We start from the raw sequence: 23310 nt of genomic DNA, 5'->3' as shown, positions 1-23310 counted from the left end.
CGTTGCTTACCTACCTTCCTTCAACGCAATCGCATTGATACCTGCCGAAGCAAGACGCTGCTTCGCCGATTCCAGCTCGGTAGCCGAATGGAACGGCCCCAGGCGCACGCGGTTGTAGGTCTGGCCGTTGACACTCACGGGCGATACGTTGGCGACAAAGCCCTGCATGGCCAGCTTGGCCTTCAGCGTTTCGGCGTCGGATGGGCTCGGGAAGGCGCCGACCTGCAGCAGGTAGCCGTTGCCGGCCGGGGCCGAGGCGGTGGGTGTTGCGGCGGCGGGGGCCGGTGCATGAACGGCCGATTCCGGCGCCGGCGTAATGGCTTCGGCCACGGCCGCGGGGCCCGGTGCCGGCTTCTGCGCTGCCGCTTGTGCCTGCTGTTGCGCGGCGGCCTGCGCTGCCTGCTGGGCGGCCTGCTGCTTCTGCTGCTGTTCGGCCTTGGCCTGTGCGCTGATCACGGCGTCGGGAATGCGTACTTCCTTCTCTGACAGCACGGAGTAGAAGTCGTACTGCGGCTTCTTTGGCGCGGCCGGTGCGTTGTCGGTGGCGGAGGTCGATTCGTTGCCGGCGGCGCCGGCATCGCTGCCGCGCTGGGCGGTGGCCTGTGCGTTGGGCTGCGGGCCCTCGTTGGGGCTCGGCGCCATGGGCAGGTGGCCGCGCATGGCGAACATCAGCACGGCACCGATGAGGATGCCGATAACGGCCCAACCCCAGCCCGGCATGCCGCCGCTGTTGTTGCGGACGGCCTGACGGCCTTTGCCCTTGCGTGCTGCCATTTACATCTTCTCCGGGGCACTGAGTCCCAGCAAATCCAAACCATTGCGGATGACCTGGCGCGTGGCGAGCACCAGCGTGATGCGCGCGTTGCGCAGCTCGGCGTCGTCCACGATCCACTTGTGCTCGTGATAGTAGCTGTGAAGCGCGCCGGCAAGTTCGCGCAGGTATTGCGCGATCAGGTGCGGTTCCAGATTGGCCGCAGCGGCTTCCACTACCTCGGGGTAGCGCGACAGCTCGGTGAAAAGCGCCTGTTCGTGCTCGGTGTCCAGGCGCGCGAGCTGGGCGACGCCGGCCTGGGTGTCGATCGGCGGCAGGCCACGCTCGGCCAGTTCTTCCAGCACGCGGCAGACGCGGGCGTGGGCGTACTGGATGTAGTAGACCGGGTTGTCGTTGCTCTGCGAGCGGGCCAGGTCGATGTCGAACACCAGCTGCGAATCGGCCTTGCGGGCGATCAGGAAGTAGCGGGTGGCGTCGCGGCCGGCTTCCTCGATCAGGTCGCGCAGGGTGAGGTAGCTGCCGGCGCGCTTGGAGAGTTTCACCTCTTCGCCGCCGCGCATCACGGTCACCATCTGGTACAGCACGTAGTTCGGGTAGCCCTTGGGGATGCCTTCGTCCAGCGCCTGCAGGCCGGCCTTCACACGGGCCAGCGAGCCGTGGTGGTCGGAGCCGAGCACGGTCACGGCGTTCACGTAGCCGCGCTGCCACTTGGTCATGTGGTAGGCCACGTCCGGCACGAAGTAGGTGTACGTGCCGTCGGACTTGCGCATCACGCGGTCCTTGTCGTCACCGTAGTCGGTGGAGCGCAGCCATAGCGCGCCGCCTTCCTCGTAGGTGTGGCCGTGGGCGACCAGCTTGTCGACGGTCTCTTCCACCTTACGCTGGGTATAGAGCGAGGATTCGAGGTAGTACACGTCGAAGCCGACGCCGAAGGCGGCCAGGTCCAGGTTCTGCTCGCGGCGCAGGTAGGCCACGGCAAAATGGCGGATGGCGTCCAGGTCGTCGACGTTCTTGGCGCCGGTGACCACGTGGCCTTCCACTTCGACGCTGTCGCCGTTGAGGTAGGCCTGCGCCACGTCGGCGATGTAGTCGCCGCGGTAGCCGTCTTCCGGCCAGCCGGCGTCGTTCGGCGTGATGCCGCGCGCACGGGCTTGCGTGGAGATGGCCAGGTTGTGGATCTGTACGCCGGCGTCGTTGTAGTAGAACTCGCGCTTGACGTTCCAGCCGGCGGCATCCAGGACGCGGGCGATGCAGTCGCCCAGCACGGCGTTGCGGCCGTGGCCCACGTGCAGCGGGCCGGTCGGGTTGGCGGAAACGAACTCCACGCCCGCCGTCACGCCCTTGCCGCTGGTGCTGCGGCCGTAGGCGTTGGCGCTGGCGAGCACCTGGCCCACCTCGGCGTGGTACGCGGCCGGTGCAAGGAAGAAGTTGATGAAGCCGGGGCCGGCGATCTCGACCTTGCCCACCAGCGCATTGGCCGGCAGGGCGGCGACCAGCTTCTCGGCCAGCTCGCGAGGCTTGGCGCGCGCCGGCTTGGCCAGCAGCATCGCGGCGTTGGCGGCGAAGTCGCCATGATCGCGGCTGCGCGTACGCTCGATCACGAAGTGGGGTACTTCGAGGTCGGCGGGCAGGGTGGCGTCATTCTGCAGGGTACGAATGGCCTGCAGCAGCAGTTCGCGCAGCTGTTCTTTCACGACGAGGCTCTGGGGTCGGACGGCGATGGAACCGCCAATCCTATCAGACGAAGGGTCTTCCAGCCGGGCTCACGTGCAGTGCAAGCGCGTGCTGCGATGCGGTGGGGAAGTCTGTGGATAACTCTGTGGGGAATGTCGACGGCCGCCGCCGTCGTCTCACGATTTTCCCCGTAGAAACCAATGCGTCATGAAAAACATTCCATATAATCAATGGATTGCAAGCCACAGATGAGGGCGGCAAGAGATTGTGAACGGAAATGGCCGTCTCAGGCCGAATGTGCATAAGTCGAGAATGGGGGCTTGGCCCCGCGGGCGCCTGCCTTTGCCGCCGTCCACGTCATGTCCCTGTCATGCGGCACCGCCACACTACGCCTCGTCCTCCAGGCACCTCCCCGCTGAAGAGGACGGGAGAATGCCGTTACTCTCCTTCTCTCCCCACAAGACGGCCATACGGCGCGGATCTCCCCCCGCGCCGTTGTTTTTTTGGGGGGGGCTATATGAGCCCCAGGGCCGCCATCGAGACGGGCGCCTCCCGGCCGATCACCAGGTGATCGAGCACGCGCACCCCGATCAGCTGCAGCGCATCCTTGAGTTCCCGTGTGATGGCACGGTCGGCGGCGCTGGGCTCCGCCACGCCGGAAGGGTGGTTGTGGGCAAGAATTACCGCCGAGGCGTTGTGGCGCAGGCAGGCGCGGACGACTTCACGGGGGTGAACGCTGGCGCTGTCGATGGTGCCGCGGAAAAGTTCTTCAAATGCCAGCACCCGGTGGCGATTGTCCAGGAACAGACAGCCAAAAACCTCATAAGGCAGGTGCCGGAGCTGGGCCCGCAGGTAGTCGCCGCTATCGCGTGGATTGTCCAGCGTAGGGGCCTCCCGCAGTTGTTCGCCCAGCGTCCGGCGGGCCAGTTCCAGCGCACCGATCAGGCGGGCGCGTTTGGCCGGGCCGATGCCGCGCAATCGCACCGTGCCTCCCGGGTCGGCGAGCAGAGCGCTCAGGCCACCGCTGTTGGCCAGCAGTTCGCGGCCAAGGGCGATGGCGTCCTTGCCGGGCACGCCACTGCCCAGCAGGACGGCGATCAGTTCGGCGTCGGACAACGCTCCGCAGCCACGGGTCAGCAGTTTTTCGCGGGGGCGTTCGCCTTCCGGCCATTCACGGATGCTCATTCCGTACAGCGTGCCGATGGCTTGGGTAAGCAGCTAGCGGCGCACGTCCGCGGGCGCGTCGGCCGTCAGGCCCGCAGCGGGTCAGGCTTTGGCCGGCGCCGGCATGGCGAACGCGGCGCTCAGCCCGTTGAGAAGCCCCGCACGCACGGCGCCAACTGCCGGTTCTTCGGGTACGGCACATAGATCGTCAACGGCGTCGCCGACCGGGTCCGCGCGGAGCTGCTGCGCCGCATGGGGCTGGAAGACATCCTGCGCCCCGGCAGGCTGGGCCGGGCACCCGCGGAGCCGGGTGCCGCCCACGCCTGCTTTACCGAGCCGAACGGATGATTCCGGTAAGCTACCCGGCCAAACGGTAGTCAGGCCCAATCACCATGAGTCTTGCCCAACGCCGCATCCTGCTGGGCGTGTCCGGCGGTATCGCTGCCTACAAATCGTGCGAGCTGGTTCGTCGCCTGCGCGACCTCGGTGCCGAGGTGCGCGTGGTGATGACCGAGAACGCCGCGCATTTCGTCAGCGCGACCACGTTCCAGGCGCTGTCCGGCCAGCCGGTGCGCAGCAGCCTGTGGGACGCGGAGGCCGAGGCGGCCATGGGCCATATCGAACTGGCGCGCTGGGCCGAGCGCATCATCATCGCGCCGGCCAGCGCCGACCTGATTGCCCGCCTCGCCCACGGCATGGCCAACGACCTGCTTACCACCGTCTGCCTTGCCAGCGCCGCGCCGCTCTATGTGGCGCCTGCGATGAACCAGCAGATGTGGGCGCACCCCGCCGTGCAGGCCAACGTGGACACCTTGCGCCAGCGTGGCGTGCACCTGCTTGGGCCGGCGTCGGGCGACCAGGCCTGCGGCGACATCGGTTCGGGCCGCATGCTGGAGCCGCTGGAACTGCGCGAGGCGATGGTGGCTTCGTTCGGGGTGCAGGAATTGCGCGGCCTCAAGGTGGTGGTGAGCGCAGGCCCCACCTACGAAGACATCGACCCGGTCCGTTTCATCGGCAACCGCAGCTCCGGCCGCATGGGCTTTGCCGTGGCGGAAGCCGCCGCGCAGGCCGGCGCCGAGGTCACGCTGGTGGCCGGGCCCGTGAGCATTGCCACGCCCCCGGGCATCGCACGCCGCATCGACGTGCGCAGCGCCGCCCAGATGCGCGACGCCGTGGTGACCGCGTCGGCCGGTGCGGATATCTACATTGCCGCCGCCGCGGTAGGCGATTACCGTCCCGCCGAGGTGGCCGATCACAAGCTCAAGAAGAGCGATGGCGCCCCGCTGGAGCTGCGTCTGACCGAGAACCCGGACATCCTGGTCACGCTGGCTGCGCAAACCGTGCGCCCCTTCTTGGTCGGATTCGCCGCCGAAACGCATGATGTGGAGCGGTACGCGCAAGACAAACTCAAGCGCAAGGGATTGGACATGATTGCCGCCAACCAGGTGGGCGGTGGCCTCGGTTTCGAGGCCGCCGACAACGCGCTCACGCTGTATGGGCCGGAAGGTGCCATCGAGCTGCCGCGCGCGTCGAAAACGGAGCTGGCGCGCCAGCTGGTGGCCAAAGTGGCCGAGCGTTACCGGGCGGTGCGTGGATGATCGACGTCGAACTGAAGATTCTCGACGCACGCCTGGGCGATTCGATTCCTCTACCGCAAGCAGCCACCGTCGGCAGCGCCGGCATGGATCTGCGCGCGGCCATCGAGGCGCCCCTGACCCTGCAGCCGGGCGAAAGCGCGCTGGTGCCCAGTGGCATGGCTATCCACATCGGCGACCCGGGTTGGTGCGCGTTGATCGTGCCGCGCTCGGGCCTGGGCCATAAGCATGGCTTGGTGATGGGCAACCTGGTAGGCGTCATCGATGCCGACTACCAGGGCCCGCTGATGATTTCGTGCTGGAACCGCGGCACGCAGCCCTACACCATCGCCGTGGGTGATCGCATCGCCCAGCTGCTGCTGGTGCCGGTGGCGCAGGCGCGTCTGAAGGTGGTACAGGAGTTCGCGCCGTCGCAGAGGGGCGAGGGCGGGTTCGGTTCGACCGGCGTCAACTGAGTACGACAGGGAGCGGACAGGCATGTCCGTGAATGAGACGACCCGACAGCCTGTGTGGGGGCAGGGCATGGCGAAAATTTCCAACTCCGGCATTCGCGGTTTTGCCGGATCCATCGATGGGCGATCCCTGCTGCCGTTTGCGGCGGGTACCCTGCTGGTGCTCGGCGGCCTGTTCTGCCTTTGGCAGACCTGGCAGATCGCCGACGAAAGCAATGCCATTGCGCGCGTGCACGCTGCCCAGAAACAGGCGGCCGATGCCATCGCGGCGGAAATCGCCAGCGAGCGCGGCCATGTGGAAGCGGCCGTGCATTCGCTCAATCCCGACAGCATCGTCGCCGATCCGGCCCAGGCCGCCACGGAGCTGCGGGGGCTCATCTCCAGTGCGCAGGTGGTGGATGTCTACAGCGGCAGTCTCGACGAAGTGCTACACGCGAACTACCGCGTCTTCGGTTACGGCAAGGCAGCCCAGCTGATGGCGGCGCAGACCGCCGACGGCAAGCCGCTGGCGCAGACGGTGCCGGACAACAAGGGCTCGCGCGTGCTGGCCATCGTCGCACCCGTGGGAATGGCGGCGCATCCGAAGGCCTGGGTATGGGCGGCCCTGCCGTTCGCGCCGCTGCAGGAGCGTTTTGAATCCATTCCGACGGCGGGCGGCAGACTTGAGCTTCGCCAGGGCGATGATCGCGGTGATCTGCGCCTGCTCGCTTCCGGGAACCCGTCGGCCGAGCGCGAGGCGGTCGGGGTGCCAGTCGACGGCACCACGTTCAGTATCCTTGCGGCGTTGCCCTCGGCCTTCATCGTGTTGCCGCGCGTGTGGCCATTGACCGCGCTGCTGGGCCTGCTCGGCCTGGCGGGTGGCCTGTACTTGATCTGGATGCGCCATCGCCTGGGCGCACGCGTCCGCGATGATGTCGAGGAACCTGTTTTGTCCGACCTGCTTCAAGCCCTGCCGGAACCCGAAACGCCACCAGCAGCGCCGGCCCGTATCGCGCCGCCCAAGGCGGAGCCAGCCGAGGTGGATCCGACCATCTTCCGCGCCTACGATGTGCGCGGCGTGGTCGGCAAGTCGTTGACCGCGGAGGTGGCTCGCCAGCTGGGCCAGGCCATTGGCTCGGTGATGCGCGAGAAGGGTCTGCGTGAAATAGTGGTCGGCCGCGATGGGCGCCTGTCCGGCCCGGAACTCGCCGGCGCGTTGTCCGACGGCCTGCGCGAAGCCGGGGTCGACGTGATCGATCTCGGTGCGGTGCCCACGCCGGTGGTCTACTACGCCGCCTACCGGTACAAGACCGGCAGCGGTGTCGCGGTCACGGGCAGCCACAATCCGCCCGACTACAACGGCTTCAAGATCGTCGTGGACGGCGAGACCCTGTCCGAAGGCGCGATCCAGGATCTCTACCAGCGCATCGTCAGCGACCGGCTGGAGCGCGGCGGCAAGGGCAGCCTCCGCCATGTCGATGTCGTGCCCGACTACATCGAGCGCATCACCTCGGACGTGCAGGCCGAGCGGCGCCTGAAGATCGTGGTCGACTGCGGCAACGGCATCCCGGGCGCGGTGGCGCCGCAGGTGCTGGAAGGCATTGGCTGCGAGGTCATTCCGCTCTATTGCGACGTCGACGGCACTTTCCCCAACCATCATCCGGACCCGTCCGACCCGCACAACCTCGAAGACCTGATCTTCGCGGTGAAGCAGACGGGCGCCGACCTGGGCGTGGCCTTCGACGGTGACGGCGACCGCCTGGGCGTGGTCACCAAGGAAGGCGAGATCATCTTCCCTGACCGCACGTTGATGTTGTTCGCGCGCGACGTGCTGTCCCGTCAGCCGGGCGCCACGATCATCTACGACGTGAAGTGCACCGGCCACCTTAAGGGCCAGATCCTCGACGCCGGCGGCAGCCCGATGATGTGGCGCACCGGCCATTCGCTGATCAAGGCGAAGATGCGCGAGACGGGTGCGGAGCTGGCCGGCGAGATGAGCGGCCACTTCTTCTTCAAGGAGCGCTGGTACGGTTTCGACGACGGCATCTATGCCGGCGCCCGTCTGATGGAGATCCTTGCCGGCGACCTGGAAGAACGCACGCCGGAAGAGATTTTCGCCACCTGCCCCAAGGGCGTGTCGACGCCGGAACTGAAGATCGAAATGGCCGAAGGCGAGCACTATCGCTTCATGGACGTCTTCCGCCAGAAGGCGAGCTTCGGCGACGCCACGCTCACCACCATCGACGGCGTGCGCGCCGACTGGCCGGATGGCTGGGGCCTGGTGCGTCCTTCCAACACCACGCCCATCCTGGTGCTGCGCTTCGACGCCGACAATGACGCAGCGCTTGCCCGCATCAAGAGGGTGTTCCGCGATCAGCTGCTGGCGGTGGACCCGTCGCTCAAGTTGCCGTTCTGACAAAAAAGCCCCGGCATGACCGGGGCTTTTCCTTTTGGGCTGCGCGCTTACTGGCCCTGGGGCGGCTTGCCCTGCGCCGCCTTCAACTGGCGGTAGTGATCCAGGTCCTGCGTGTTCTTTTGCACCAGCGCATCGTGCGCCGTCTGCAGGCGTTCCAGCGTGTCGCGCTGGTGGGCGACCACGTCGCGCTGCTTGGCGATGCTGTCGTTGAGCGACTTGGGCACCGTCTGCTTGGCGCGTTCCAGATCGCCGGCACGGGTAAGCAGGTCCGTCAGCGCCTTTTCCTGGGTGCGCAGATTGATGCGCGTGGTGGCGATCTGCTGCTCCAGGTTGTCCAGGTTTTCCTGCTGCCCCTTTTTGTAGGTGGCCTCATCCGGGTAGGCATTGAGCATCTGCTGGTCGTCACGCGTGCGCTGCTGGGCCTGCCGATCGGTGGCGGCCTTGGCTTCAGCCGCCTTCTGCGCGGCGGCGCGTTCTTCCGGAGTGAGCTGGCGGTCGACGTGCTGGATGACGAGGCCACGGTCGTTGACCAGGTCATAGCCATACTTGATGGCTTCCGACGAAAGGCTGTCGCTGTAATGCGGCAGGCCGCTGGCGTCCTTCCAGCGATAGCGGTAGTGCGAGCCGTTCTGCGCGTGCAGCCCAGCTGTCAACGCGAGCAACGCGATGACCAAAACAGTTCGACGCATGACATTCCCCCTTGTGGGCGGAAAGTATAGCCGGGGCAACCGTGACACCAAGGATGTAGCCGTGGTGTCACGGCCTGCGATGTGACCGGCTTCGCCAATCACGCGCCGGTTCAGGCATTGACGCCGTAGCGTTCCCGATAGGACACCAGTCGCGCATGGTCGGCCGCCAGTTCCGGGCGTTCTCCAGCGTACGCCAGCACATCGCCCAGGCTGGTGATGGCGATCACCGGGATGCCGAATTCGGCGGTGACTTCCTGCGCGGCGGATAGCGCGCCCTGGCCGCGTTCCTGGCGATCCAGCGCGATCAGCACGCCGGCCGGCGTGGCGCCGTGGGCACGGATGAGGGCCAGCGATTCGCGCACCGCGGTGCCGGCGGTCATCACGTCGTCCACGATAAGCACACGGCCTTTCAGCGGGGCGCCCACCAGCACGCCGCCTTCGCCGTGGTCCTTGGCCTCCTTGCGGTTATAGGCCCAGGGCAGGTCGCGGCGGTGCTGGTCGGCCAGCGCGATCGCGGTGGCGGCGGCCAGCGCGATGCCCTTGTAGGCCGGGCCGAACAGCATGTCGACCTCGATGCCCGAATTCACCACGGCGGCGGCGTAGGCACGGCCCAGCTGGGCCAGCGCGGCACCGGAGTCGATACGGCCCATGTTGAAGAAGTACGGGCTCTGGCGACCGGACTTCAGCGTGAAGTCGCCAAAACGCAGCACGTCGCGCTGCAGGGTGAGTTCGATGAATTCGCGCTGGTAATCGTGCACGGCAGGTTTCTCTTGATCGGTTTCAGGCGGGGAGGGGGCACAGCATCACGTGTTGTGGCCCGGAACGCCCGCCATGGTACAGCCCGCCGGCCTCCCTGAAGCCTGCGCGCCGGTACAGCGCAAGGGCTGGCGTGTTGCGCACGTTCACGGTCAGGACCATGGCCCGCACGGCCGGATGGCGCCGTGCGACGTCCTGCATGAGGGCGACCAGCGCAAGCGCACCCAGACCCTGGCCCTGCCACCGGGCGTCGATGAAGAACGAGCGCAACCCCACGGTGGTGTGGTCGAAAGGCATGTCCGCGACACTGCGCGCGTGCCGTTCCAGGCGATAGAACCCGATCGGCTCGCCGTTGCGCAGGATGGCCATGGGCTCGCTGCCTTCGCATGCCTCCGCATCGGCGAGCGACGCGTCGATGCGACCCACGAAGGCGTATTGCTCATCGCTGACGCCCAGCGCGAGCAGGGCCGGGCGCAGCGATGCATCCACGGGCACGACCTGGACATGAGGGTGGTCTGTCATGGTTGCTATGATGGCCCATCCATCGGAAGCCAGGGCGTCCCTGACATGCGCATCATCAGTCTCAATGCCAACGGCATCCGCTCGGCCGGCACCAAGGGTGTGTTCGAGTGGCTGCGTCACCAGAAGGCCGACGTGGTCTGCCTGCAGGAAACCAAGGCGCAGGAAGACCAGCTGACCGATGCCATGTTCCGCCCCGACGGGCACCACTGCTTCTACCGCGATGCCACCAGCAAGAAGGGCTACAGCGGCGTGGCGATCTATGCCAAGCGCGAACCCGACGAGGTGCTCACCGAGCTGGGCTGGGATGCATTCGACAACGAAGGCCGCTACATCGAGGCGCGTTTCGGCAACCTCAGCGTCGTGTCGCTGTACGTGCCCTCCGGCTCCTCGGGCGAGGAGCGCCAGCAGTTCAAGTTCGAGGTGATGGACTGGATCGCGCCGATTTTCGCCAAGTGGATGAAGAGCGGCCGCGACTACGTGCTGTGCGGCGACTGGAACATCGTGCGCAGCGAGCTGGACATCAAGAACTGGAAATCCAACCAGAAGAACTCCGGCTGCCTGCCGGAAGAACGCACCTGGCTCAACGACCTGGTCGACAAGCACGGCTGGGTGGACAGCTATCGCACGCTGCACCCCAAGGGCCAGGACTACACCTGGTGGTCCAACCGCGGCAATGCGCGGGCCAACGACGTGGGTTGGCGCATCGACTACCAGATCGTCACGCCTGCGTTGGGCGAGCGGCTGAAGCGTTGCTCCGTCTATCGCGATGAGCGCTTCTCGGACCACGCGCCGTATACGGTTGACTATGCCGACTGAGGTCGCGCCGGCGAAGAAGCCGGCCAAGATGTCGGTGTGGCATGCCTTTACGCAGCCCGCTGCGTGGACCATGTTCCTGCTTGGCTTTTCCTCGGGCCTGCCGTTTCTGCTGGTGGCGGGCACGTTGGCCTATTGGCTGAAGGAAAAGGGCATCGAGCTCAAGGACATCACCATGATCGCGAGCGCGGGCATGACGTACGCGTTCAAGTTCCTGTGGGCGCCCTTGCTTGATCACTGGAAATTGCCCCTGTTCTGCCGGCTGGGACAACGCCGCGGATGGCTGTTGTTCGCGCAGCTCGGCGTGGTGGCGGGGCTGATTGCCATGGCCGTGCTGACGCCGCGGGAGCTGGCGCCATTCGTCGGCGCGACGTTGGTGGTGGCCTTCTTCGGGGCGACCCAGGATATCGCCGTCGATGCGTATCGCATCGAGATTGCTCCCACGTCGGAGCAGGGCGCGCTGGTGGCGACCTATGCGCTGGGCTATCGCATTGCGCTGATCGTGGCAGGCGCGTTTGCCTTGATCCTGGCCGACCACATGTCGTGGCAACTGGTCTACCTGCTGCTCGCGGCGCTGATGGTCATTCCCATCGGCACCACACTGTGGGTCGCCGAACCCAAGGTTGTCCGACATGCCCCTCGCAGCTGGGGCGAGGCCATGCGCGAAGGCGTCATTGATCCCTTTGCCGATTTCTTCCGCCGCTACGGTTGGTGGCTGGCGCTGGTGACGTTGTTGTTCATCCTGCTGTTCAAGATCCCTGAACAGGCCACTATTGGCGGCGTGATGAGCCCGTTCTATCGCGATATGGGCTTCAGCAAGACCGAAATCGGCACGGTGACCAAGATCTACGGCATCTGGGTCGGCATCGTTGGGGCCTTCGTGGCCGGCGCAGCCGTGGCGCGTTGGGGTGCCTGGCGCGTGCTGAGTGTGGGTATGGTGGCGATCGGTCTGAGCAACCTCCTGTTCCTGTGGCTCATCGCCCATCCGGGCAATTTGCTGGTGCTGACCCTGGTCATTTCCGGCGACAACTTCACCCAGGGCTTCTTTGGGCCGCCCACGGTGGCGTTCCTCTCCTCGCTGGTGAATCGCCAGCACACGGCCACGCAGTACGCCCTGCTGAGCTCCCTGGTAAACCTGCCGGGCAAGTTGCTGGGTTTCTTTGCCGGTGGCATTGCCACGGCGACGGGCTACGGCTCGTTCTTCGTGCTGACCGTGGTGTCGGTGATTCCAGCCACGCTGCTGTTCGCCTATCTATGGCCGCGCTTTAACCGGGACCGACCCGAAGACGAGTCTCCCGCACGGGAAGAATCGACGGGCTGAATCAGCCAAGCGGTCGATACACTCGCCCCCGCCCCTGTGACAAGATGCGCACCACAGGGGGCTTATGACCAAGGGAGGGGGTGTCCGTGCCGGACCTCGTCATACGCCATATCGACAACCTTATGGCCGAACGCATCAAGACGTTGGCCAAGGAACGGCAGTGGTCGATCAATGACGTAGTGCTGCACGCGCTACGCCACGGCCTTGGCATGTCTTCGTCGAACGTCTTCGCGGAAACCATGCTCGACCCGGGTGATCTGACGACCCTGGGCGGTCAGTGGGATGCGAAGGAGAAAGCCGCGTTCCAGGAAGCCATGCAGGCGCTTTCCCGCGCGCCGACGGCCGCGCTTGCCCAGGGCAGCAACGTGCTGAGCGACGAGACGTTGTGATCAGCGGGGTGCGGGGTAAACCGCACCCAAGACGCGTGGCCCCCGGGCGCCGGTGACGGCAGGCAAATTGCCGGGCAACCCCAGCAGGCGTTGCCGCGCCAGCCATGCAAACGCCGTGGCCTCCAGATAATCCGGATCGACGCCGTAGTCCGCCGTGCTGGCCAGCGTGCGTGCCCCCAGCAACTCGCCAAGGCGCCGCATCAACACCGGGTTATGCACGCCGCCGCCGCAGGCCAGCACGTCGCTGGCGCTTGGCGCATGGCGTTCGACGGCGTCGGCAATGCTTCGTGCCGAAAGCTCCAGCAGGGTGGCCTGCACATCGGCGGGTGCCAGCGCGGCCACGCCCGCATGGTTTTCGAGCCAGGCCAGATGGAAGTGCTCGCGGCCGGTGCTCTTGGGCGGGGGCAGCGCGAAATAGGGATCGGCCAGTAGGGCGGTGATGAGCGACTCGTCCACGCGGCCGGATGCCGCGAATGCGCCGTTGGCGTCGTACGCCGTGCCGCGATGGCGCAGGTGCCAGGCATCCATCAGTCCGTTCGCCGGGCCAGTGTCGAAGCCGAACACCTGGCCTGCCGGATCCAGCACGGTGATGTTGGCAATGCCGCCCAGGTTCAGCACCACGCGCACGCCGTCACCGCGCCCCAGCAACATGGCGTGCACGGCCGGCAGCAGCGGTGCGCCCTGGCCACCGGCGGCAACGTCCGCGCGACGGAAGTCGGCCACCACGTCGATGCCGCACTGCTCGGCGATCACCGAGGGATCGCCCACCTGCAGCGTGAAGGGAAACGCGCCCGCCGGCCGGTGACGCAAGGTCTGCCCGTGCGAGCCGATGGCGCGTACCTGCGAAGCCTGTGCCGCGTTGCGTGCCAGCAACTGCTGCGCCGCTTGCGCGAAGCACTGGCCGATGGCGACATCCAGGCGCCCGTAGGCGTCGAGGTCCAGCCGGGTCTCGTCCTGCGCCACGGCCAGGATGCGTGAGCGCAGTTCATCCGGCCACGGATGCACCAGCGCATCGACCAGATACGGCGTGTTGTCTTCAAAACGCACCAGCGCGGCATCGATGCCGTCGGCGCTGGTGCCCGAGATCAGGCCAAGGTAAAGCGCCGAAGCGTTGTCCACGTGGAATCAGTCGTCGTTGCGTTTGGTGCCGCTGGCCTTGGCCAGCTTAATGTTGGTGTCCAGCGTCTTCAGGCGGGCCAGCTGCGGCTGCACCACCTGGGCCCTGAACTTGGCCAGCTGGGCGGCAGGCAGTGGTTCGGGCTTGGGCAGGGTGACTTTCTGGGGGTCGCGCTGCACGTCGTTGACGCGGAATTCGTAATGCAGGTGCGGGCCGGTGGCGAGGCCCGTCATGCCGACAAAGCCGATCACCGCACCCTGGCTGACGCGCTGGCCGACCTTCTCGGGGCCGAACTTGGACATGTGGCCGTAGGCCGTGCTGATCGAGCCGTTGTGCTGAATGATCACGAAGTTGCCGTAGCCATTCATCCAGCCCTTGAACTTGACCACGCCATCGCCCGCCGCGTGGATCGGCGTGCCGGTCGGCGCGGCGTAGTCCACGCCCTTGTGCGCGCGCATCAGGCCAAGCACGGGATGCATGCGCGCCGCGCTGAACTGCGAGGAGATGCGGGTGAAATCCACCGGAATGCGCAGGAACGACTTCTGGATCGGGCGGCCGTCCTCGCTGAACCAGCCGTAGCTTCCGTCGTCCTTCTTGAAGCGGTAGGCGGTGTAGCGATCGCCGTCGTTAACGAACTCCGCCGCCACGATGTCGCCCTCGTGCAGATAGGCGCCGTCGCGATACACGTCGTCGTAGATCACGGTGAAGCTGTCGCCCTCGCGCAGGTCCTGCACGAAGTCGATGTCGTATTTGAAGAGTTCGGCCAGCTTGAGCACCATCTGGTTGCTCATGCCCGCCTTGTTGCCGGCGGCGAACAGCGAGCTGTCGATGGTGCCGTGGGCCACGTGCTCGCGGCGCTCCACTTCGCGCGCCTCCGCGGTGACGGTGGCCTTGTCGCCGTCGAAGCGCATGGTGGAGCGGTTGGACTCGTCCTTGTCGAAGCGGATGCCCTTGAGGCTGCCATCGCTGTCGAGCAGGAAGTCGAACTCCTGGCCGGGGCTGATATGGTGCAGCGCCTTGGCGTCGCCCGACTGGTCAACCACGTGCTGCACATCGGTCAGGCTCAGGCCCTGGCTCTGGAACAGGTCCGACAGCGTCTGGCCCGGCTGCACCTGCACGATGTGCCAGTCTTCCACGGTCGCTGCCTGGGTCACTTCCGGCGCCGCCTTGGGCAATGCCAGTGGCAGCACGGCATGGGCGGTGGACACGGAGTCCGGCCGCATGGCGCTGGCCCAGGCGGGAATCAGGAAGCCGGAAACGGCCGTAATAAGGAGGGCGGTGCCGGCGAGAATCCAGCGCTCGCGATGCCAGCGGATGGGCTCGGCCTCGCCATGGCATCCAAAGGACCAGTGGGCACAGCGCTCATAAAAGTGAGAGTGGCGCTTCTGCGCCTTGCGGCGCATGGCCAGTTTGCGCGCTGAACGCGCGGCCTCGTTTCTCTCACCCATGCCCGGTGTTCCCCAGGTACCAAAATTATAATTGGCGCGTACCATAGCGGCCCCGTGCAAAGGGCGTCAACGCCTTTTCCATCAATGAGTTGCGCGAATTTTCGGATTAACGCACACTTAACGATGCCATCCCGGAAACTAAGGTTTCCGGTGACGTCCAGACAACGAAAATTTGAGGAATACATGAACGAGCTTGAGCAGGCGCTGGCCACCATCGCGCGTGGCGCCGACGAAATCATCAAGCAGGAGGAGCTGGCCGAGCGCCTGAAACTCGGTCGTCCGCTGCGCATCAAGGCGGGCTTCGACCCGACCGCGCCGGACCTGCACCTGGGCCACACGGTGCTGCTCAACAAGATGCGCCAGTTCCAGGATCTGGGGCACCAGGTGATTTTCCTCATTGGCGACTTCACCGGCATGATCGGTGACCCGACCGGCAAGAACGTCACCCGCAAGCCGCTTTCCAAGGAAGACGTGCTGGCCAATGCCGAGACCTATGCCGAGCAGGTCTATAAGGTGCTGGATAAGGAGCGCACCGAGCTGCGCTTCAATTCCGAGTGGTTCGGCCAGATGACCGCCGCCGACATGATCAAGCTGGCGGCCCAGCACACCGTGGCCCGCATGCTCGAGCGCGACGACTTCTCCAAGCGCTTCGCCGGCCAGCAGCCCATCGCCATCCACGAATTCCTCTATCCGCTGGTGCAGGGCTACGACTCCGTGGCACTCAAGTGCGACGTCGAGCTGGGCGGCACCGACCAGAAGTTCAACCTGCTGATGGGCCGCGCCCTGCAGGAGCACCACGGCCAGCCGCCGCAGATCGTCCTCACCATGCCCTTGCTGGAGGGCCTGGACGGCGTCAACAAGATGTCCAAGTCGCTGGGCAACTACATTGGTATCAATGAGCCGGCCATCGACATCGTCACCAAGACGCTGAAGATCGGCGACGACCTGATGTGGCGCTGGTTCGAGCTGCTCAGCTTCGAAACCTCCATGGCCGACATCGCCCATATGAAGGAAGAGGTCGCCAGCGGTGCCCTCAACCCGCGCGATGCCAAGCTCAAGCTGGCGCGCGAACTGGCCACGCGTTTCCATGGTGCGGCAGCAGCGGGGCAGGCGATTGCCGGCTGGCACGCTGTGGTGCGCGGCGAAGGCGACACCAGTCTGTTGCCGCTCACTGAAATTGCCGTGCCCGCCGAAGGCCTGCGTCTACCTGCACTACTTACTGCAGCAGGACTCACACCTAGTAATGCGGAAGCGAATCGCAAGCTCAAGGAACGCGCAGTGCGCATCGACGCAGAAGTCGTGGAAGACGCACAACGCGTGTTTTCCGCGGGTTTTGAAGGGGTTTTGCAAATCGGCAAGCGCAACTTCGCACGCGTGTTGTTGACGCTCGCATGAGTTGTTCGCGATGACGCAACGTCATCGCGATGCATCGATCAACTAAGTTTCGCGTGAGAACAACGTCTTACGCGAAACATCAAAAATAATTTCAAAAAAAGCTTGTCAAAGGTGGGGGGGCTACCTATTATTCGCCTCCCGCCGCTGGCATCGCCCTCCGGACGGCAACAACGACAGCAAAAAGATTTCGCTGAAGGTGTTGACGGACAGGAAAAACGATGTAAGATGAGCGGCTCACTCGGAACGAAATGTTCCAACGCTGAAACGGAAACGGTCAGCAAGTGATTGAGATCTTTGACAGTGTGCGCAGGTGACTTGTGTGGGCGCCTTGCGGTGGATGACTGAATGTCAAACATATGCAAGCGTCTAACCTAAGAGTCAATTCAAAAGCTTGACGTTTATGGTTAGGACATACGCTTCAGAAAGATAGATCAACTTCGGTTGGTCGAAAACTTAAGTGAAGAGTTTGATCCTGGCTCAGATTGAACGCTGGCGGCATGCCTAACACATGCAAGTCGAACGGCAGCACAGCAGTAGCAATACTGTGGGTGGCGAGTGGCGGACGGGTGAGTAATGCATCGGGATCTACCCAAACGTGGGGGATAACGTAGGGAAACTTACGCTAATACCGCATACGTCTTACGAGAGAAAGCAGGGGACCTTCGGGCCTTGCGCGGTTGGACGAACCGATGTGCGATTAGCTAGTTGGTAGGGTAATGGCCTACCAAGGCGACGATCGCTAGCTGGTCTGAGAGGATGATCAGCCACACTGGAACTGAGACACGGTCCAGACTCCTACGGGAGGCAGCAGTGGGGAATATTGGACAATGGGCGCAAGCCTGATCCAGCAATGCCGCGTGTGTGAAGAAGGCCTTCGGGTTGTAAAGCACTTTTATCAGGAGCGAAATACTACCGGCTAATATCCGGTGGGGCTGACGGTACCTGAGGAATAAGCACCGGCTAACTTCGTGCCAGCAGCCGCGGTAATACGAAGGGTGCAAGCGTTAATCGGAATTACTGGGCGTAAAGCGTGCGTAGGCGGTGACTTAAGTCTGTTGTGAAATCCCCGGGCTCAACCTGGGAATGGCAATGGATACTGGGTCGCTAGAGTGTGATAGAGGATGGTGGAATTCCCGGTGTAGCGGTGAAATGCGTAGAGATCGGGAGGAACATCAGTGGCGAAGGCGGCCATCTGGATCAACACTGACGCTGAGGCACGAAAGCGTGGGGAGCAAACAGGATTAGATACCCTGGTAGTCCACGCCCTAAACGATGCGAACTGGATGTTGGTCTCAACTCGGAGATCAGTGTCGAAGCTAACGCGTTAAGTTCGCCGCCTGGGGAGTACGGTCGCAAGACTGAAACTCAAAGGAATTGACGGGGGCCCGCACAAGCGGTGGAGTATGTGGTTTAATTCGATGCAACGCGAAGAACCTTACCTGGCCTTGACATGTCTGGAATCCTGCAGAGATGCGGGAGTGCCTTCGGGAATCAGAACACAGGTGCTGCATGGCTGTCGTCAGCTCGTGTCGTGAGATGTTGGGTTAAGTCCCGCAACGAGCGCAACCCTTGTCCTTAGTTGCCAGCACGTAATGGTGGGAACTCTAAGGAGACTGCCGGTGACAAACCGGAGGAAGGTGGGGATGACGTCAAGTCATCATGGCCCTTACGGCCAGGGCTACACACGTACTACAATGGTCGGTACAGAGGGTTGCAATACCGCGAGGTGGAGCCAATCCCAGAAAGCCGATCCCAGTCCGGATTGGAGTCTGCAACTCGACTCCATGAAGTCGGAATCGCTAGTAATCGCAGATCAGCTATGCTGCGGTGAATACGTTCCCGGGCCTTGTACACACCGCCCGTCACACCATGGGAGTGAGTTGCTCCAGAAGCCGTTAGTCTAACCGCAAGGGGGACGACGACCACGGAGTGGTTCATGACTGGGGTGAAGTCGTAACAAGGTAGCCGTATCGGAAGGTGCGGCTGGATCACCTCCTTTCGAGAACGACATCTTCATTCCCGCAAGACGTCCACACAAGACACCTGCACATCCTACGCATGCCACAGGGCATGCTGGCCGAAAAGGCCGAGCTTTATGGGTCTGTAGCTCAGGTGGTTAGAGCGCACCCCTGATAAGGGTGAGGCCGGTGGTTCGAGTCCTCCCAGACCCACCACTTAGGCAACGCCTCATTGAACGGTGACGTTTGATGGAAGCACCTGGGGCCATAGCTCAGCTGGGAGAGCACCTGCTTTGCAAGCAGGGGGTCGTCAGTTCGATCCTGACTGGCTCCACCACTTACGGATGTGTAGCGCACACAAAGATTATTTTGAAACAACCCGGCATTGTGGCCGACGTTGTGTTCTTTGAAAAAATGTAAACGAGTGACAAGCGTTTTGGTTCGAAACCGAACCGAGATGTGTCGTTGAGGCAATTAAGCGAACGCGTTGTTTGGAAATATAGCTCTGAGGCGACTTGGGGTTATATGGTCAAGCGACCAAGCGTATACGGTGGATGCCTTGGCGGTCAGAGGCGATGAAGGACGTGGCAGCCTGCGAAAAGTGTCGGGGAGCTGGCAACAAGCTTTGATCCGGCAATGTCCGAATGGGGAAACCCACTGCGTAAGCAGTATCCTGCAGTGAATACATAGCTGCTGGAAGCGAACCCGGGGAACTGAAATATCTAAGTACCCGGAGGAAAAGAAATCAACCGAGATTCCGTCAGTAGCGACGAGCGAACGCGGACTAGCCCAAAAGTCTTTAGTGTTTTAGCCGAACGGTTTGGAAAGGCCGGCCATAGCGGGTGATAGCCCCGTAGGCGAAAGGGCATTAGAGATGAAATTGAGTAAGGCGGGGCACGAGAAACCCTGTCTGAACATGGGGGGACCATCCTCCAAGGCTAAATACTCCTGACCGACCGATAGCGAACAAGTACCGTGAGGGAAAGGCGAAAAGAACCCCGGAGAGGGGAGTGAAATAGACCCTGAAACCGTATACGTACAAGCAGTGGAAGCCCGCAAGGGTGACTGCGTACCTTTTGTATAATGGGTCAGCGACTTACTGTCAGTGGCAAGCTTAACCGTATAGGGGAGGCGAAGGGAAACCGAGTCTGAATAGGGCGCATAGTCTCTGGCAGTAGACCCGAAACCGAGTGATCTATCCTTGGCCAGGTTGAAGGTGCGGTAACACGCACTGGAGGACCGAACCCACATCTGTTGCAATAGATGGGGATGAGCTGAGGATAGGAGTGAAAGGCTAAACAAACTCGGAGATAGCTGGTTCTCCTCGAAAGCTATTTAGGTAGCGCCTCGTATGAATCTTCCTGGGGGTAGAGCACTGTTATGGCTAGCGGGCCATCGCGGCTTAGTAAACCATGGCAAACTCCGAATACCAGGACAGAATGTACGGGAGACACACGGCGGGTGCTAACGTCCGTCGTGAAAAGGGAAACAACCCAGACCCGCAGCTAAGGTCCCAAAGTTAGTGCTAAGTGGAAAACGATGTGGAAAGGCATAGACAGCCAGGAGGTTGGCTTAGAAGCAGCCACCCTTTAAAGAAAGCGTAATAGCTCACTGGTCGAGTCGGTCTGCGCGGAAGATTTAACGGGGCTAAGCACTACACCGAAGCTCGGGGTGCACACTTTGTGTGCGCGGTAGAGGAGCGTTCCGTAAGCCTGTGAAGGTGGATTGAGAAGTCTGCTGGAGGTATCGGAAGTGCGAATGCTGACATGAGTAACGATAATGCGGGTGAAAAGCCCGCACGCCGAAAGCCCAAGGTTTCCTCGCGCAACGTTCATCGGCGCAGGGTGAGTCGGCCCCTAAGGCGAGGCAGAAATGCGTAGTCGATGGGAAGCTGGTTAATATTCCAGCACTTCTCTTAAGTGCGATGTGGGGACGGAGAAAGTTAGGTCTACCGGGCGTTGGTTGTCCCGGGGAAAGGCGGTAGGCATGAGGGTTAGGCAAATCCGGCCCTCTTTATGCCGAGCACCGAGACGAGTCCTATTGGACGAAGTGACTGATACTACGCTTCCAGGAAAAGCCACTAAGCTTCAGCTTAAGAGAAACCGTACCGTAAACCGACACTGGTAGGCAGGGTGAGAATCCCAAGGCGCTTGAGAGAACTCGGGTGAAGGAACTAGGCAAAATGGCACCGTAACTTCGGGAGAAGGTGCGCCCTCCGACGTGGTCACGTGCGTGACTGAGCGTTAGAGGGTCGCAGTAACCTGGCCGCTGCGACTGTTTATCAAAAACACAGCACTCTGCAAACACGAAAGTGGACGTATAGGGTGTGACGCCTGCCCGGTGCTGGAAGGTTAATTGATGGGGTCAGCCGCAAGGCGAAGCTCTTGATCGAAGCCCCAGTAAACGGCGGCCGTAACTATAACGGTCCTAAGGTAGCGAAATTCCTTGTCGGGTAAGTTCCGACCTGCACGAATGGCGTAACGACAGCGGCGCTGTCTCCACCCGAGACTCAGTGAAATTGAAATCGCTGTGAAGATGCAGCGTTCCCGCGGCAAGACGGAAAGACCCCGTGAACCTTTACTACAGCTTCACACTGAACGTTGAGTTCTTCTGTGTAGGATAGGTGGGAGGCTATGAAACCGAGACGCTAGTTTCGGTGGAGCCATCCTTGAAATACCACCCTGAAGTGCTTGACGTTCTAACCTAGGTCCGTAATCCGGATCAGGGACCGTGTGTGGTGGGTAGTTTGACTGGGGCGGTCTCCTCCCAAAGAGTAACGGAGGAGCACGAAGGTACGCTCAGCGCGGTCGGACATCGCGCACTGTGTGCAAAGGCATAAGCGTGCTTGACTGCGAGATCGACGGATCAAGCAGGTACGAAAGTAGGTCTTAGTGATCCGGTGGTTCTGTATGGAAGGGCCATCGCTCAACGGATAAAAGGTACTCCGGGGATAACAGGCTGATACCGCCCAAGAGTTCATATCGACGGCGGTGTTTGGCACCTCGATGTCGGCTCATCACATCCTGGGGCTGTAGCCGGTCCCAAGGGTATGGCTGTTCGCCATTTAAAGTGGTACGCGAGCTGGGTTCAGAACGTCGTGAGACAGTTCGGTCCCTATCTGTCGTGGGCGTTGGAGATTTGAGAGGGGCTGCTCCTAGTACGAGAGGACCGGAGTGGACGTTCCGCTGGTGTTCGGGTTGTCATGCCCATGGCATTGCCCGGTAGCTACGAACGGAAGCGATAACCGCTGAAAGCATCTAAGCGGGAAGCGCGCCTCAAGATGAGATCTCCCGAGACTTCGAGTCTCCTTAAGGCACCATCAAGACTAGGTGGTTGATAGGCACGGTGTGGAAGTGCAGCAATGCATTGAGCTTACGTGTACTAATGAGCCGTGAGGCTTGACCATATAACCCCAAGACGCTTCGCTAGAGACAACTCGTCTCAACGAATCATCTCGATCGGTTCACCCAAATCGCTTGTCACTCGTTTACACCCTCTGCGGAACTGGCGCTCTAAGCGCTGTTCCCACCCTTTCCCTGGCGGCTATAGCGCTGTGGTCCCACCCGATCCCATCCCGAACTCGGAAGTGAAACGCAGCTGCGCCGATGGTAGTGTGAATCCTCATGCAAGAGTAGGTCACCGCCAGGGGCTTTATCCCTCAAACGCCTTCCCATCCGGGAAGGCGTTTGTCTTTGTGCGTTTTAAAAATATCGCGCCGCGATGGCGACGGGCATGCGCCGGGTCGGGAGCCTTTCCGCGCTGTGCTAGGGAAACTTATCGCCTATGATGCAAAGTCCACCTGGCCTGCATCTCGCGGAGCGCTTCTGTGTTTGTCCATGTCGAAACCCGCCGTCGTCGGCACGTGCAATGGGCCACCGTGCTCCTGGTGGTCCTGTGCGTGATCAGTTTCGTCGGGTTGGCATTGATGCCCGGGCCACAACGCATGTCGATGTGGTTGGAATGGGGCACGGTACCGGCGAACATTTTCGATCCGAAGGCCCCGCTGCTGCCGCAATTGCACGATCCGTCGCTGCTGCGACTGTTCACCGCGCTGTTCATCCATCTGGCATGGCTGCATCTCCTGGGTAACCTGCTCTTCCTGGTGATCTTCGGCTTGCCAGCGGAACGGGCCCTGGGTTCGTTGCGCTTCCTGTTGCTCTTCGTCATTGGCGGCATGGTCGCCAACCTGGCCGGCGCGTTGTCGCTGGCCGGCGTCCGTTCGCCGATCATCGGCTGCAGCGGCGCGGTCTCTGCGGTGTTGGGCACCTATATCGCGCTGTTTCCGCGCGCGAGGCTGGGTTTGGTCTTGCCACTGGGCTTCTATCTGGAGTTCGTCCGCGTTCCGGCCTTCCTGCTGATCGGCATCTGGGTACTGCTGCAGCTGCTCTTCAGCTACGTCGGCGCGAGCTATGGCGCGGTGGTCTGGTGGACCCACATCGCGGGATTCCTCTTTGGCGTGGTGTTCGCGCTGTTTTCGCGGGACGACATCGCGCGTCGCTTGCGCGGCTAAAATGTGCCCATGCGCAACAAGAAACTCTACAAGGTGACCTTTCTCCATCTGGGCAAGTGCTACGAGCTCTATGCCCGGCACGTGGCGTCCAGCAGCCTCTGGGGATTCACCGAAGTCGGCGAACTGGTGTTCGAACCCGTAGGAGAGGGCTTGCTGGTCGATCCCACGGAGGAGAAGTTGCGCGACGAGTTCAAGGACACGCGCGTACTCCATCTGCCCATGCAGTCGGTCGTGCGCATCGAGGAAGTAGAGAGCAAGGGCGCGCTGGTGATCCGCGATGCCAGCGACGGTCAGAAGATCACGCCCTTCCCCATGCCGCCGCGTGGCCGCTGAACGGTTG

General features: G+C 62.8%; 17 protein-coding genes, 2 tRNA genes and 3 rRNA genes. 14 read left to right on the top strand and 8 right to left on the bottom strand.

Annotation, left to right across the window (positions count from 1 at the left end; all coding sequences use genetic code 11):
• Positions 1–6: 6 nt before the first annotated feature.
• The 3 genes from HY57_RS02825 to radC all read right to left on the bottom strand — a co-directional run bounded on the left by HY57_RS02825 (position 7) and on the right by radC (position 3631).
• Positions 7–774, bottom strand: a complete 768-nt coding sequence (locus tag HY57_RS02825; protein WP_019466547.1) for an SPOR domain-containing protein — start codon at positions 772–774, stop codon at positions 7–9.
• Positions 775–2466 carry an arginine--tRNA ligase gene (argS, locus tag HY57_RS02820; protein ID WP_019466548.1) on the bottom strand — a complete coding sequence of 564 codons (1692 nt, stop codon included), beginning with the start codon at positions 2464–2466 and terminating at the stop codon, positions 775–777.
• A gap of 493 nt (positions 2467–2959) precedes the next feature.
• The gene (gene radC / locus HY57_RS02815; protein WP_019466549.1) at positions 2960–3631 is read right to left on the bottom strand and encodes a RadC family protein; all 672 of its coding nucleotides are present in this window, start codon (positions 3629–3631) and stop codon (positions 2960–2962) included.
• 371 nt (positions 3632–4002) lie between these two features.
• On the opposite strand from radC, the gene coaBC reads away from it, so the two are divergent.
• The 3 genes from coaBC (at position 4003) to HY57_RS22255 (ending at position 8052) form a co-directional block, all read left to right on the top strand.
• Positions 4003–5208, top strand: a complete 1206-nt coding sequence (gene coaBC, locus HY57_RS02805) for a bifunctional phosphopantothenoylcysteine decarboxylase/phosphopantothenate--cysteine ligase CoaBC (RefSeq protein ID WP_019466551.1) — start codon at positions 4003–4005, stop codon at positions 5206–5208.
• Complete coding sequence (gene dut, locus HY57_RS02800; protein ID WP_019466552.1) at positions 5205–5660, top strand: dUTP diphosphatase; 456 nt, start codon at positions 5205–5207, stop codon at positions 5658–5660. Before coaBC ends, dut begins: the two co-directional genes overlap by 4 nt.
• A gap of 67 nt (positions 5661–5727) precedes the next feature.
• Positions 5728–8052 carry a phosphomannomutase/phosphoglucomutase gene (locus tag HY57_RS22255; RefSeq protein ID WP_019466553.1) on the top strand — a complete coding sequence of 775 codons (2325 nt, stop codon included), beginning with the start codon at positions 5728–5730 and terminating at the stop codon, positions 8050–8052.
• Between the two features lie 47 nt (positions 8053–8099).
• Here HY57_RS22255 and HY57_RS02790 read toward each other — a convergent pair whose 3' ends face one another.
• From HY57_RS02790 to HY57_RS02780, 3 genes are all read right to left on the bottom strand, one after another.
• Entirely contained in the window at positions 8100–8741 is a 642-nt protein-coding gene (locus HY57_RS02790) for an ABC transporter ATPase (protein ID WP_026034147.1), read from the bottom strand.
• A 110-nt stretch (positions 8742–8851) separates the two neighbouring features.
• Complete coding sequence (gene pyrE, locus HY57_RS02785; RefSeq protein ID WP_019466555.1) at positions 8852–9499, bottom strand: orotate phosphoribosyltransferase; 648 nt, start codon at positions 9497–9499, stop codon at positions 8852–8854.
• A gap of 22 nt (positions 9500–9521) precedes the next feature.
• Positions 9522–9986 (bottom strand): GNAT family N-acetyltransferase, encoded by a 465-nt coding sequence (locus HY57_RS02780; RefSeq protein WP_235186606.1) that lies wholly within the window; start codon positions 9984–9986, stop codon positions 9522–9524.
• Positions 9987–10064: 78 nt separating this feature from the next.
• On the opposite strand from HY57_RS02780, the gene HY57_RS02775 reads away from it, so the two are divergent.
• The 3 genes from HY57_RS02775 to HY57_RS02765 all read left to right on the top strand — a co-directional run bounded on the left by HY57_RS02775 (position 10065) and on the right by HY57_RS02765 (position 12542).
• Positions 10065–10835, top strand: coding sequence for an exodeoxyribonuclease III (locus HY57_RS02775; RefSeq protein WP_019466557.1), 771 nt, complete (start codon positions 10065–10067; stop codon positions 10833–10835).
• Entirely contained in the window at positions 10825–12153 is a 1329-nt protein-coding gene (locus tag HY57_RS02770; protein ID WP_019466558.1) for an AmpG family muropeptide MFS transporter, read from the top strand. Before HY57_RS02775 ends, HY57_RS02770 begins: the two co-directional genes overlap by 11 nt.
• 86 nt (positions 12154–12239) lie before the next feature.
• Positions 12240–12542: a hypothetical protein gene (locus HY57_RS02765; protein ID WP_050997964.1), complete on the top strand. Its 303-nt coding sequence runs from the start codon at positions 12240–12242 to the stop codon at positions 12540–12542.
• Here the strand turns inward: HY57_RS02765 and HY57_RS02760 are convergent, their stop codons facing one another.
• Both HY57_RS02760 and HY57_RS02755 read right to left on the bottom strand, forming a co-directional pair.
• Positions 12543–13661 (bottom strand): anhydro-N-acetylmuramic acid kinase, encoded by a 1119-nt coding sequence (locus tag HY57_RS02760; RefSeq protein WP_019466560.1) that lies wholly within the window; start codon positions 13659–13661, stop codon positions 12543–12545.
• Positions 13662–13667: 6 nt separating this feature from the next.
• Entirely contained in the window at positions 13668–15107 is a 1440-nt protein-coding gene (locus tag HY57_RS02755) for an OapA family protein (RefSeq protein WP_019466561.1), read from the bottom strand.
• A gap of 183 nt (positions 15108–15290) precedes the next feature.
• Between HY57_RS02755 and tyrS the strand changes: the two genes are divergently transcribed.
• The 8 genes from tyrS (at position 15291) to HY57_RS02715 (ending at position 23303) form a co-directional block, all read left to right on the top strand.
• Positions 15291–16502 (top strand): tyrosine--tRNA ligase, encoded by a 1212-nt coding sequence (tyrS, locus tag HY57_RS02750; protein ID WP_019466562.1) that lies wholly within the window; start codon positions 15291–15293, stop codon positions 16500–16502.
• A gap of 454 nt (positions 16503–16956) precedes the next feature.
• Positions 16957–18501 (top strand): 16S ribosomal RNA (locus tag HY57_RS02745).
• 98 nt (positions 18502–18599) lie between these two features.
• Positions 18600–18676, top strand: a tRNA-Ile gene (locus HY57_RS02740).
• A gap of 45 nt (positions 18677–18721) precedes the next feature.
• Positions 18722–18797 (top strand) — tRNA-Ala (locus HY57_RS02735).
• A 190-nt stretch (positions 18798–18987) separates the two neighbouring features.
• Positions 18988–21866 (top strand): 23S ribosomal RNA (locus tag HY57_RS02730).
• Between the two features lie 129 nt (positions 21867–21995).
• Positions 21996–22108 (top strand): 5S ribosomal RNA (rrf, locus tag HY57_RS02725).
• The 16S, 23S and 5S rRNA genes sit together here with 2 tRNA genes alongside, the layout of an rRNA operon.
• 178 nt (positions 22109–22286) lie before the next feature.
• Positions 22287–22970, top strand: coding sequence for a rhomboid family intramembrane serine protease (locus tag HY57_RS02720; RefSeq protein WP_026033694.1), 684 nt, complete (start codon positions 22287–22289; stop codon positions 22968–22970).
• A 9-nt stretch (positions 22971–22979) separates the two neighbouring features.
• Positions 22980–23303, top strand: coding sequence for a DUF1820 family protein (locus HY57_RS02715; protein WP_019463901.1), 324 nt, complete (start codon positions 22980–22982; stop codon positions 23301–23303).
• The last annotated feature ends 7 nt before the right edge of the window (positions 23304–23310 follow it).

This window comes from Dyella japonica A8 (genome assembly GCF_000725385.1).
In the GTDB taxonomy this organism is placed as follows: Bacteria; Pseudomonadota; Gammaproteobacteria; order Xanthomonadales; family Rhodanobacteraceae; genus Dyella; species Dyella japonica_C.
The sequence above is the reverse complement of the archived record's forward strand: the minus strand, read 5'-3'. Positions and strand labels throughout refer to the sequence as shown.

Bases quoted from the DNA above. Each gene is read 5' to 3' on its own strand.
- HY57_RS02825 (WP_019466547.1), bottom strand. From the start codon at position 774: ATGGCAGCACGCAAGGGCAAAGGCCGTCAGGCCGTCCGCAACAACAGC.
- radC (WP_019466549.1), bottom strand. From the start codon at position 3,631: ATGAGCATCCGTGAATGGCCGGAAGGCGAACGCCCCCGCGAAAAACTG.
- coaBC (WP_019466551.1), top strand. From the start codon at position 4,003: ATGAGTCTTGCCCAACGCCGCATCCTGCTGGGCGTGTCCGGCGGTATC.
- dut (WP_019466552.1), top strand. From the start codon at position 5,205: ATGATCGACGTCGAACTGAAGATTCTCGACGCACGCCTGGGCGATTCG.
- HY57_RS22255 (WP_019466553.1), top strand. From the start codon at position 5,728: ATGGCGAAAATTTCCAACTCCGGCATTCGCGGTTTTGCCGGATCCATC.
- HY57_RS02790 (WP_026034147.1), bottom strand. From the start codon at position 8,741: ATGCGTCGAACTGTTTTGGTCATCGCGTTGCTCGCGTTGACAGCTGGG.
- HY57_RS02775 (WP_019466557.1), top strand. From the start codon at position 10,065: ATGCGCATCATCAGTCTCAATGCCAACGGCATCCGCTCGGCCGGCACC.
- HY57_RS02770 (WP_019466558.1), top strand. From the start codon at position 10,825: ATGCCGACTGAGGTCGCGCCGGCGAAGAAGCCGGCCAAGATGTCGGTG.
- HY57_RS02755 (WP_019466561.1), bottom strand. From the start codon at position 15,107: ATGGGTGAGAGAAACGAGGCCGCGCGTTCAGCGCGCAAACTGGCCATG.
- tyrS (WP_019466562.1), top strand. From the start codon at position 15,291: ATGAACGAGCTTGAGCAGGCGCTGGCCACCATCGCGCGTGGCGCCGAC.
- HY57_RS02715 (WP_019463901.1), top strand. From the start codon at position 22,980: ATGCGCAACAAGAAACTCTACAAGGTGACCTTTCTCCATCTGGGCAAG.